The organism is Lentzea sp. NPDC004789 (assembly GCF_053601075.1).
In genome coordinates, this window is record NZ_JBSGBE010000017.1 from 203,732 (window position 1) to 214,131 (window position 10,400).

A 10,400-nucleotide genomic window follows, 5' to 3' on the forward strand; every position below is an offset into this window, starting at 1 on the left:
CTGCAAACACGGACGGGTGATGGTCAGCCGGGTAGGACTGGGCGCCACGGGATGGGCGTCGAGAGCACCATCGCGCTCGACGTCTCCCCGTGTGCGGCCAGCCGGACCAGCAGCCGTTCCAGCTCGATGATCGACGTGGTCACGACCTTCACGACCGAGCAGATGTCGCCGGTCAGCCGCACCACCTCGACGACCTCCGGCAGATCGTCGAGCAGCTCGGGATGCACCGTGATGCACCGCGGGCCGTAGCACTTCATGCGCACCAACGCGACGACCGGGCGTCCGACGACGGTGGGGTCGACCACGGCCCGATAGCCGGTGATCGCACCCATGTTCTCCAGCCGACGGACCCGTTGGGCGACCGTCGGCGGTGAGACGTGCACGCGTCGTGCGAGCTCGTTGTACGACAGGCGCGCATCCTCTTGGAGCGCCTCCAAGAGGGCCTTGTCGACATCGTCCAGCATGAACGCAAAGCTACCTCGCGATCCGTTTTGCGTTTGAAAGAAGTTCGAGCCGAACGCCTTTCGTCATCCATTCAGGTGACGGCCGGTTCGAGCGAGGATTGACGGCATGAGCTGCCCCGTGTCCCCCAAGCTGGATTTCGGCGGCACCACGCCGTACGAGGACTACGTGCACGCGTCGGTGCTGCACACCCTTCAACAGCAGTGGTCCAAAGATCCCCGCGAGATGTCGTTCCTGGTCATCACGCAGGTGATGGAGCTGTACTTCGGCCTGCTCTGCTTCGAGTGGCGGCAGGCCCAGACCGAACTTCGCGCGGACGACCTCAGGGCCGCCGTGCGCACGCTCCGACGCTCTGACCTGCACCTGCAGGCGCTCTCCGCGGCGTGGCGGCCGATCGCGCGGATGACGCCGACGGAGTTCAACTCCTTCCGCGACGCGCTCGGCGAGGGCTCGGGCTTCCAGTCGGGCATGTACCGCGAGATGGAGTTCCTGCTCGGCGAGAAGTCCGCGTCGATGCTCGTGCCGCACCGCGCGGTGCCGGCGATGCACGCGCAGCTGGAGGAGTCGCTCTCCAAGCCCTCGCTGTACGACGACGTGCTCGCGGCCTTGAAGCGCAGGGGTTTCGACATCCCGCAGGACGTCCTCGACCGCGACCTCACCAAGGCGTACGAGCCCTCGGCGGAGGTCGAGCAGGTGTGGGCGCAGATCTATCGCGGCGACGACCGCGACCTGCTGGAGCTCGGCGAGGCGCTGACCGACATCGCCGAGGAGTTCGCGCGCTGGCGCTACGACCACCTGCTCGCCACCCGTCGTTCGATGGGCGCGAAGGTGGGCACCGGCGGGTCCGCTGGTGTTGCCTGGTTGGAAAAGCGCACCCAACGAGCGGTGTTCCCCGAACTGTGGACTGCCAGGAGCTACGTGTGAAGCGTGAGCTGTTCGACATCCCGGAAGGCGTCATCTACCTCGACGGCAACTCGCTCGGCGCACCGCCGAAGCACGTCGCCGAGCGGATGCAGGAGGTCGTGAAGCACCAGTGGGGCACGCGGTTGATCCGCTCGTGGTCCGAGGGCTGGTGGGAGGCACCGCAACGGATCGGCGACCGGATCGGCCGGCTGATCGGCGCCGCCGAGGGCCAGGTCGTCGTCGGCGACTCGACGTCGGTCAACGTGTTCAAGGCGTTGATGGGCGCGGTGAAAGGCACCGACCGCACGGAGATCGTGTGCGACGAGTCGACGTTCCCGACCGACGGCTACATCGCGCAGTCCGCGGCCTCGTTGACGGGGTTGAAGATCCGGGCCGCACATCCGTCCTCTTTGGACCTGACGCAGGACACCGCCGTGGTGCTGCTCAACCACGTCGACTACCGCACCGGCGCGCTGCACGACATGAAGGCGCTCACCGAGCAGGCGCATGCCGTTGGCGCACAGGTGGTCTGGGACCTCTGCCACAGCGCGGGCGTGCTGCCGATCGAGCTCGACTCGCTGAACGTCGACTTCGCCATCGGCTGCACCTACAAGTTCCTCAACGGCGGCCCCGGCTCGCCCGCGTACATCTACGTGCCGAAGCGCAGGCAGGCCGCGTTCGAGAACCCGTTGTCCGGCTGGAACGGCCACCGGGAGCCGTTCGCGATGGCCGCCGGCTACGAACCGGACCCCGGCATCGTCCGGGCACGGGTCGGCACGCCGGACATCCTGTCGATGCTGGCACTCGACGCGGCCCTGGACGTCTGGGACGACGTCGACCTGGCCGAGCTGCGGCAGCGCGGCCTGGCGCTGACCGCGTTGTTCCGCGAGCACGTCGAGAAGCTGACCTCGTTGGAGATCATCACTCCGGAGGTCCGCGGCAACCAGATCTCGGTGCGCTGCCCGGACGCGAAGGCCGTGATGGACGAGCTGATCGCACGCGGGGTCATCGGCGACCACCGGCCGCCGGACATCCTCAGGTTCGGGTTCGCGCCGCTCTACGTGACCGACGAGGACGCCGTCAAGGCGGCGGAGATCCTCGCGGAAGTCACCCGGTGAGCGCGGCGTCCGCGATGCTCTTCGCCTCGCGGGCGCCGGCCTCCAAAGCCGAGCAGACGAACAGGATCCACTGAGCCAGGCCGTCGAGCTCGCCGGACGCGAACGCCACGGACGCGGCCTCGTACTCGGCGGACCGGCGCAGGCACGCCACCTCCGGCACGCCGAGGCCCTTCGGGTCGAGGCCGGTGGAGATCGACGTCAACCGCGCGGCCGCCCGAGCCACCACACCGTTGGCGACCTCGAAAGGGGCCAGCCCGAGCAGTTCGCCGTGCACCACCGCGACGAGCACGGGCGCCGGCACCGACGTGCCACCGGTGACCAGCGACCCGAGCAGGTCCAGCCGCTGCGACACGTCCGGCGAGACCCGCGGACGACCGACGTCGGAAGACAGGTCCGCGGCGGCGAGCACGTGCAACCGCGCGAGGGCCTGCAACGGCGCGCGCTGCCACGTGCCGACCAGACCACCCAGTGCCTCGGCGATCCGCAACGACCCGGCCAGCACGGGATCGGAGACCTCGCCGGACTCCGGGATCTCGGTCGGCCCGCCCTCCAGCGCCGCCGACGCACGGGCGGCGCGGACGGACGCCTCGGCCGCCGTCGTGGCCCAGCCGCGCAAGTTCACCCGATGGCGGTGCACCTGGAAGACGGCGTCCTTGGCCGCGTTCGCGGCGTCGGCCACACCAGGCAGGGAAAGCAGCGGAGCAAGCGGATCGGTCACGGTCGCGCAGAGTACCTGACCAGGTGAAACGCGTGATCCAGCTCACTGGCCGGACCGTTGAGCGCGCAACTTCGCCCGTTCAACGCGCCGCACGTGCTTCAACCAGACAAAACGGGTTACACAGTGACAGCCGTGTAACGAACCTCCCAAGATTGGTCTGAACCTTTTGAGGGAGGAGCCTGTTGGAAGTGAACTGGCTCGCACTACGGTCAGTACTCGCATCCGCAACGGGTCTGGATTTTCCAGGAGGTCTCGCACCATGACGCAGTCGCCAGGCCAGGGCCAAGCTCTGGACAACCTGCTCACGGAGAGCAGGACGTTCCCGCCCTCCGACGAGTTCGCGGCACAGGCGAACGCGAAGCCCGAGCTGTACGAGGAGGCGAAGGCCGACCGCGAGGCGTTCTGGGCGAAGCAGGCGGAGCGGCTGCACTGGGACACCAGGTGGACGCAGGTGCTGGACTGGTCCGACGCGCCGTTCGCCAAGTGGTTCGTCGGCGGCAAGCTCAACGTCGCGTACAACTGCGTCGACCGGCACGTCGAGTCCGGCCACGGCGAGCAGGTCGCGATCCACTGGGAGGGCGAGCCCGGTGACTCCCGCGCCATCACCTACGCCGAGCTGCAGCGCGAGGTCTCCAAGGCCGCCAACGCGTTGAAGACGCTGGGCATCGGCGCCGAGGACCGCGTCGCGATCTACATGCCGATGGTCCCCGAGGCGATCTTCGCGATGCTCGCGTGCGCCCGTCTCGGCGCGATGCACAGCGTCGTGTTCGGCGGCTTCTCCGCGGAGGCGCTGCGCACCCGCATCGAGGACTCCGAGTGCAAGCTCGTCATCACCACCGACGGCCAGTACCGCCGCGGCACCCCCGCGCCGCTCAAGCCCGCCGTGGACGAGGCCGTCGCGGGCGCGCCGTCGGTGGAGAAGGTGCTCGTGGTCAAGCGCACGAACACCGAGGTCGCGTGGACCGACAAGGACGTGTGGTGGCACGAGCTGGTGGACGACCAGTCGGACGTGCACACCCCTGAGGCGTTCGACTCGGAGCACCCGCTCTTCATCCTCTACACCTCGGGCACCACGGGTAAGCCGAAGGGCATCCTGCACACGTCCGGCGGCTACCTCACGCAGGCGTCCTACACGCAGCACTACGTGTTCGACCTCAAGCCGGACACCGACGTGTACTGGTGCACCGCGGACATCGGCTGGGTGACCGGCCACAGCTACATCGTCTACGGCCCGCTGTCGAACCGCGTCACGCAGGTCGTCTACGAAGGCACGCCGAACACCCCGCACGAGGGCCGCCACTGGGAGATCATCCAGAAGTACGGCGTCTCGATCTACTACACGGCGCCGACGCTGATCCGCACGTTCATGAAGTGGGGCGCGGACATCCCGGCCAAGTACGACCTGTCGTCGTTGCGCGTGCTGGGTTCGGTCGGCGAGCCGATCAACCCCGAGGCGTGGATCTGGTACCGCGAGAACGTCGGCGGCGGCAAGGCCCCGATCGTCGACACGTGGTGGCAGACCGAGACCGGCGCGATCATGATCTCGCCGCTGCCCGGCGTGGTGTCGACCAAGCCCGGTTCGGCGCAGCGCCCGTTGCCCGGCATCGGCGCGAAGGTCGTCAACGACGAGGGCGTCGAGGTTCCGCACGGCGGCGGTGGCTACCTCGTGCTGGACGAGCCGTGGCCGTCGATGCTGCGCGGCATCTGGGGCGACGAGGAGCGCTACCGCGAGACGTACTGGTCGCGCTTCGCCGAGCAGGGCTTCTACTTCGCCGGTGACGGCGCCAAGTACGACGCCGACGGCGACATCTGGCTGCTGGGCCGCGTCGACGACGTGATGAACGTGTCCGGCCACCGCATCTCCACCACCGAGGTCGAGTCCGCGCTGGTCTCGCACCCGACCGTGGCCGAGGCGGCCGTCGTCGGCGCGTCCGACGCCACCACCGGCCAGGGCATCGTGGCGTTCGTGATCCTGCGCGGCGGCGCCGGTGACGAGGCCGGCGGTGCCGAGGCGATCAAGGCACTGCGCGACCACGTGGCCAAGGAGATCGGCCCGATCGCGAAGCCGCGGCAGATCATGGTCGTGCCGGAGCTGCCCAAGACGCGCTCGGGCAAGATCATGCGCCGCCTGCTGCGCGACGTGGCCGAGAACCGCGCCGTCGGTGACGTGACGACGCTGGCCGACTCGTCGGTGATGGACCTGATCTCGGCGGGGCTGCAGTCGGGCAAGTCCGAAGACTGATCAGCGCAAACGCGAACGGGCGCCCTCGGTGGAGGGCGCCCGTTCGCGTTAAGATCGCATCAGGGTGAGCCGGGAAGTCTGGTCGGCACGAGTATTCGTGTACCTGCTGACCGCCCTGGGAGCCCCGTGTCGCGCAAGAAGGCCGTCGTCGCCGAGTTCGCCCGCTACCTCCGCACGGAAACCGTCGGTGGCATGGTCCTGCTCGGAGCGACCGCCATAGCGCTGATCTGGGCCAATTCGCCGTTGTCGCCCGCCTACTTCGGCCTGCGGGATCTGCACGCCGGACCGTTGACCGTCGGTGAGTGGGCCACGGACGGACTGCTCGCCATCTTCTTCTTCGTCGCCGGGCTGGAGCTCAAACGCGAGCTCGTCGTCGGCGAGCTGTCGGAGTTCAAGGCCGCGGTTCTGCCGGTGGTCGCGGCGATCGGCGGGATGATCGTGCCCGCGCTGATCGCGTTGTCGATCGGCTGGGGGCAGCCGGGCATCGAGAAGGCGTGGGCGATCCCGGTGGCCACGGACATCGCGTTCGCGCTCGGGGTGCTGGCGATCACCGCTTCCGGGCTGCCGTCGAGCCTGCGGGTGTTCCTGCTGTCGTTGGCCGTGGTGGACGACCTGGGCGCGATCGTGGTGATCGCGATCCTGTTCACGACGAAGTTCAACCTGCTCGCGGCGGGCGCGGTCGTCGTGCTGCTCGCGCTGTACTGGTTCCTGCAGCGCAAGAGGATCACCACGCCGTTCCTCTACGTGCCGATCGCGGTGGCCACCTGGTGGTTCATGCACGCGTCGGGCATCCACGCGACGATCGCGGGCGTCGCGCTGGCGTTGCTGACGAGGGTGAAGCGCGACCCGTACGAGCACGAGGCGCCCGCGGTCCGGCTGGAGCACCGGCTGCAACCGTGGTCGGCGGGAGTGGCCGTGCCGGTGTTCGCGCTGTTCGCGGCGGGCGTTCCGGTGGGTGCCGAGGCGTTCGGGAAGCTGTTCGCGGACAAGATCGCCATCGGGGTGATCGCCGGGCTCGTCGTCGGCAAGGTGATCGGGATCGTGGGTGCGTCGACCCTCGCCGTGTGGTTCAAGGCGGCGGTCTGGCCGTCGGGTGCGGGACCGCGGGACATCGTCGCCGTGGCCACGCTCGGCGGGGTCGGGTTCACGGTCAGCCTGCTGATCGCCGAGCTCTCCCTCGGTGAGGCCGAGACCGCGAAGGCCGCCGTGCTGATCGCGTCGATGATCTCTTCACTGCTGGCCGCGGTGTTGCTCATTCGCCGCAGCCGGGCACATGGCACCATGTCCGGGTGACCACCAGGGAGCACATCGCGTCGATTCCGCTGACCGCAGACGACCCGACGGCCGAGGCGTCGATCGGCGGCCTCGTCCGTGATGCGACCGCGCACGTGTCGACCCTCGTCAGAGCGGAGGTCGAGCTCGCCAAGGGCGAGATCGCGGCGGAGATCAAGAAGGGCGTCAAGGGCAGCGTCTTCTTCATAGTCGCGCTGACGGTGCTGTGCTTCAGCCTGTTCTTCCTCTTCATGGCGCTCGGGTTCGGGTTCGCCGAGTGGTTCGGCTGGGGCTACTGGGCGGGCTTCGGGCTGGTCTTCGTCGTCATGCTGCTGACCGCCGTGCTCTGCGCCTTCCTCGGCTACCGCAAGGTGCGCAAGATCAGGGCACCGGAGAGGTCGATCGCGGCCGCGAAGGACACCTTCGCGGCGCTGACGAGCCGGGGCGACGACAACTGAGCCGCAAACCCGACCCGTCGGTGGTGCGGGTCGCGGGCCCGTGGACGCACCGCGACGTCTCGGCCAACGGCATCCGCCTGCACGTGGCCGAGCTCGGCGACGGACCGCTCGTGCTGCTCCTGCACGGGTTCCCCGAGTTCTGGTGGTCCTGGCGGCACCAGCTGACGGCACTGGCGGAGGCCGGGTACCGCGCGGTGGCCGTCGACCTGCGCGGGTACGGCGACTCGGACAAACCACCGCGCGGTTACGACGGCTTCACGCTCGCCGGTGACATCGCCGGCCTGATCAAGGCGCTCGGCGCCCAACGCGCGCACCTGGTGGGGCACGCGTGGGGCGGCGCCACCGCGTGGACGGTCGGCGCGATCCACCCGCGCCTGGTCTCGTCGATCTCCGTGCTGGCCGCGCCGCACCCGCTCGCGATGCGCCGGGCGTTCCGCAGGCATCCCCGGGTGAACTCCCACGTGCTGCGCTTCCAGCTGCCGATCTACCCGGAACGATGGCTGACCGGCGAGAACGCGATGCAGGTCGCCCGCCTGCTGTCGGCGTGGTCCGGTCCGAAGTGGCGGTCGGCACCCGAGTTCGACGAGGTCATCCGCCGCTGCCGGCAGGCCATGATGGTGCCGGGGGTCGCCCACAGCGCGATGGAGTACTTCCGCTGGGCGGTGCGCTCGCAGCTGCGCAGCGACGGCCGCCGGTTCACCGAGGCCGTCGACAAGCCGGTGCAGGTGCCGGTGCTGCAGATCCACGGCGCGTTGGACCCCATCAGCCTGGAGTCGTCGGCCCGCGACTCACGCGGGTGGCTCGGGCCGGGGTCGGAGTTCCGGGTCCTGCCCGAGGTGGGGCACTTCCCGAACCAGGAAGCGCCGCACACCACGAGCAGGTTGATCACCGAGTTCCTGCAGAAGACGACCTGAACGCCACCGTGAGCGCTCCCGCCGGGTCGTCCGGCAGGTCCGTCGAGCGCCACGCGATGTAGCCGTCCGGCCGGACGAGCGACGCGCCCTTTTCGGACAGTCCGAACACGTCCAGCTGCTCGACCCGTTCGTACCGCACGTCCAGGCTCTGCGTCGCTTCCTCCCACTGCGGGTGATCGGCGACGAGCACCCAGCCCCGTCCGAACAGGTCCAAAGTGGACTTGTCAGGCGCGATCCACGCGTGGGGTGCGCGCGTGCCCGGCTGGCCGTTCCACCGCTCGGGGAGCTGGGCGGGCGGCAGGTCCGCGCCCGCGTCGAGCACCGCGGCCGAGCGGTAGAGCATGCCGAAGTGCATGGCGTTGTTGTCGTACAGCGGCGCGTCCTCCGGCTGGCTGTCGCGGTTGTGCCCGTCGTTGCGCGCGAAGATCTGCTGGTGGCACAACGCCGCGACCGGCCGCCGCTCCTCGTCGTAGGTGTCCAGCAACGACGGGCGTGACTCACCGTTCACCACGGCGGCGAGCTTCCACGCGAGGTTGTGCGCGTCCTCGATGCCGACGTTCGCACCGAACCCGCCGCGGCTCGGCGGCAACGTGTGCGCGGCGTCGCCCGCGAGGAAGATCCGGCCCTTCGAGAACTGGTCGGCGACACCCGCGCTGATCGTCCAGCGGCCCGTGGTGATGATCTCGACCTCGACGTCGTCCAGGCCGATCGCCTGGTGGATCTTGGCGAGCAGCTCGGCCTCGGTGTACTCCCGGTCGTCCAGCATCAGGACCCAGCGGCCGTCGCCGTAGGTGGTCAGGAAGCCGACGTCGTCGACCACGAACTGGCCGATGCCGTCCTTGAGGTACTCGTCCAGCGGCGCGCGGAACAGCACGCTGCGGGAGGTGTGCATGAACCCGCGCCCGGTGCGGGTGATGCCGAGCGCCTCCCGGATCGGGCTGCGGTGACCGTCCGCGGCGACCAGGTAGTCGGCCCGGATCTCGTACGGCTCGCCGTCGCCCTGCACGATCGCCGTGACGCCGTCGTCGTCCTGGGAGAACTCCAGCATCCGGGTGCTCATCCGGATGTCGGCGCCCAGCCCGCGGGCCTTGTCGCGCAGGAACGGCTCCATCCGGTCCTGGGCCACCCCGACGCCCTTGCACGGCGAGTACTCGATGTCGGAGAGCTCGGCGGGCGGCGACCAGAACGTCTCGTCGTACTTCCTCCCGACCAGGCTCTCGCACCGGACCCGGCGGATGCCGAAGCCCTTGCCCGTCCTGCCCTCCGGGAGCTCGCCCGCGAGCCCCGTCGCGCGCAGGATCTCCCCGACCCGAGCGTTGAAGCCGACCGCCCGCGGGTGCGGTGAGCTGCCCGGATGCTTCTCCACCAACGTCACGTCCACGCCGCGCCAGGCCAGGAGCACCGCGGCCGACGTGCCCGCCAGCCCTCCCCCGACGACCAACACCGAAGTCTTCATCTCAGTCCCCTCAATACGGTGTATCGCTCGATACACTGTATCGCGATTAGACGCTGTATTGTCCACCTCGATGTCGAACGAACTCGTGTGGGACCGCCCGGAGCCGCCCAGCAAGCCGTCGCCGACCCCGTTGAGCAGGGAGTTGATCGTGCACGCCGCGATCAGGCTCGCTGACGAGGGCGGACTCGACGAGGTGTCGCTGCGCAAGGTCGCGGCCGCGTTGAACGCCGGCCCCATGCGCCTGTACGGCTACATCGAGACCAAGGACGAGCTGCTCGACCTCATGGTCGACGAGGTCTACGGCGAGATCACGCCGCCGGACCCGTCAGCGGACTGGCGAACCGGGCTCCGGCACGTCGCCCACGCCGTCCGTGCCGCGGCCAAGCGGCACGAGTGGTTCATCGACCTGCTCGGCGGCCGCCCGCACCAGGGCCCGCACTCCCTCGCGCACATCGAGGCCACGCTCGCCATCGTCGGGTTCGACGACATCGACCAGGTGCTCAGCACGGTCGGCACGGTGATGGCCTACGTCTACGGCGCCGTCCGCAGCGAGATCACCGAGCTCCGCGCCGAGCGGTCCACGGGCCTGACCGAGGAGCAGTGGCAGCGCGCGAACGGCCCGTACATGGAGCGGATCCTCGCCACCGGCCGGTTCCCGATGCTGACCAAGGTCATGTACGAGGGCACCGACCGCGACCACGCGCAGGCGTTCGACGACGGCCTGGACTACGTGCTGGACGGCATCGCCGTCCGCCACGGCATCTAGTGTCCTGAGTCGTTAATTCGCTGGCAGTAGGCGGCGAGTGACTCGAGGATCTGGTCCGCGGTGCGGGTCCAGACGTAGGGCTTGGGGTCGG

General features: G+C 69.3%; 10 protein-coding genes. 7 read left to right on the forward strand and 3 right to left on the reverse strand.

All coding sequences use genetic code 11. The annotated features are described in order from the left end of the window. Nucleotides 1-23 precede the first annotated feature (23 nt). Nucleotides 24-464, reverse strand: a complete 441-nt coding sequence (locus tag ACWEIJ_RS33205) for an Lrp/AsnC family transcriptional regulator (RefSeq protein WP_449841188.1) — start codon at nt 462-464, stop codon at nt 24-26. Between the two features lie 106 nt (nt 465-570). Here ACWEIJ_RS33205 and ACWEIJ_RS33210 point away from each other — a divergent pair, with 106 nt between their 5' ends. Both ACWEIJ_RS33210 and kynU read left to right on the forward strand, forming a co-directional pair. After that, complete coding sequence (locus ACWEIJ_RS33210; RefSeq protein ID WP_449841189.1) at nt 571-1,386, forward strand: tryptophan 2,3-dioxygenase; 816 nt, start codon at nt 571-573, stop codon at nt 1,384-1,386. Continuing rightward, complete coding sequence (gene kynU, locus ACWEIJ_RS33215; protein ID WP_449841190.1) at nt 1,383-2,483, forward strand: kynureninase; 1,101 nt, start codon at nt 1,383-1,385, stop codon at nt 2,481-2,483. Before ACWEIJ_RS33210 ends, kynU begins: the two co-directional genes overlap by 4 nt. Here kynU and ACWEIJ_RS33220 read toward each other — a convergent pair. Next, a complete protein-coding gene (locus ACWEIJ_RS33220; RefSeq protein ID WP_449841191.1) occupies nt 2,473-3,201 on the reverse strand; it encodes an oxidoreductase in 729 nt (242 codons plus the stop codon). The genes kynU and ACWEIJ_RS33220 overlap by 11 nt on opposite strands. A 259-nt stretch (nt 3,202-3,460) precedes the next feature. Here ACWEIJ_RS33220 and acs point away from each other — a divergent pair, with 259 nt between their 5' ends. The 4 genes from acs (at nt 3,461) to ACWEIJ_RS33240 (ending at nt 8,087) form a co-directional block, all read left to right on the forward strand. Beyond that, nucleotides 3,461-5,443 carry an acetate--CoA ligase gene (gene acs / locus ACWEIJ_RS33225; protein ID WP_449841192.1) on the forward strand — a complete coding sequence of 661 codons (1,983 nt, stop codon included), beginning with the start codon at nt 3,461-3,463 and terminating at the stop codon, nt 5,441-5,443. A 126-nt stretch (nt 5,444-5,569) separates the two neighbouring features. Continuing rightward, complete coding sequence (gene nhaA / locus ACWEIJ_RS33230) at nt 5,570-6,736, forward strand: Na+/H+ antiporter NhaA (protein WP_449841193.1); 1,167 nt, start codon at nt 5,570-5,572, stop codon at nt 6,734-6,736. Beyond that, nucleotides 6,733-7,173 carry a phage holin family protein gene (locus ACWEIJ_RS33235; RefSeq protein WP_449841194.1) on the forward strand — a complete coding sequence of 147 codons (441 nt, stop codon included), beginning with the start codon at nt 6,733-6,735 and terminating at the stop codon, nt 7,171-7,173. The genes nhaA and ACWEIJ_RS33235 overlap by 4 nt, the downstream gene beginning before the upstream one ends. Beyond that, nucleotides 7,170-8,087, forward strand: a complete 918-nt coding sequence (locus ACWEIJ_RS33240; RefSeq protein WP_449841206.1) for an alpha/beta fold hydrolase — start codon at nt 7,170-7,172, stop codon at nt 8,085-8,087. The genes ACWEIJ_RS33235 and ACWEIJ_RS33240 overlap by 4 nt, the downstream gene beginning before the upstream one ends. On the opposite strand, the gene ACWEIJ_RS33245 is transcribed toward ACWEIJ_RS33240, so the two are convergent. Further along, complete coding sequence (locus ACWEIJ_RS33245) at nt 8,059-9,543, reverse strand: FAD-dependent oxidoreductase (protein ID WP_449841195.1); 1,485 nt, start codon at nt 9,541-9,543, stop codon at nt 8,059-8,061. The genes ACWEIJ_RS33240 and ACWEIJ_RS33245 overlap by 29 nt on opposite strands. 70 nt (nt 9,544-9,613) lie before the next feature. Between ACWEIJ_RS33245 and ACWEIJ_RS33250 the strand changes: the two genes are divergently transcribed. After that, entirely contained in the window at nt 9,614-10,309 is a 696-nt protein-coding gene (locus tag ACWEIJ_RS33250) for a TetR/AcrR family transcriptional regulator (RefSeq protein WP_449841196.1), read from the forward strand. Nucleotides 10,310-10,400: the final 91 nt, after the last annotated feature.

Coding starts and splice junctions, on each gene's coding strand:
- ACWEIJ_RS33205 (WP_449841188.1), bottom strand. CDS start 464: ATGCTGGACGATGTCGACAAGGCCCTCTTGGAGGCGCTCCAAGAGGAT.
- ACWEIJ_RS33210 (WP_449841189.1), top strand. CDS start 571: ATGAGCTGCCCCGTGTCCCCCAAGCTGGATTTCGGCGGCACCACGCCG.
- acs (WP_449841192.1), top strand. CDS start 3,461: ATGACGCAGTCGCCAGGCCAGGGCCAAGCTCTGGACAACCTGCTCACG.
- ACWEIJ_RS33245 (WP_449841195.1), bottom strand. CDS start 9,543: ATGAAGACTTCGGTGTTGGTCGTCGGGGGAGGGCTGGCGGGCACGTCG.
- ACWEIJ_RS33250 (WP_449841196.1), top strand. CDS start 9,614: ATGTCGAACGAACTCGTGTGGGACCGCCCGGAGCCGCCCAGCAAGCCG.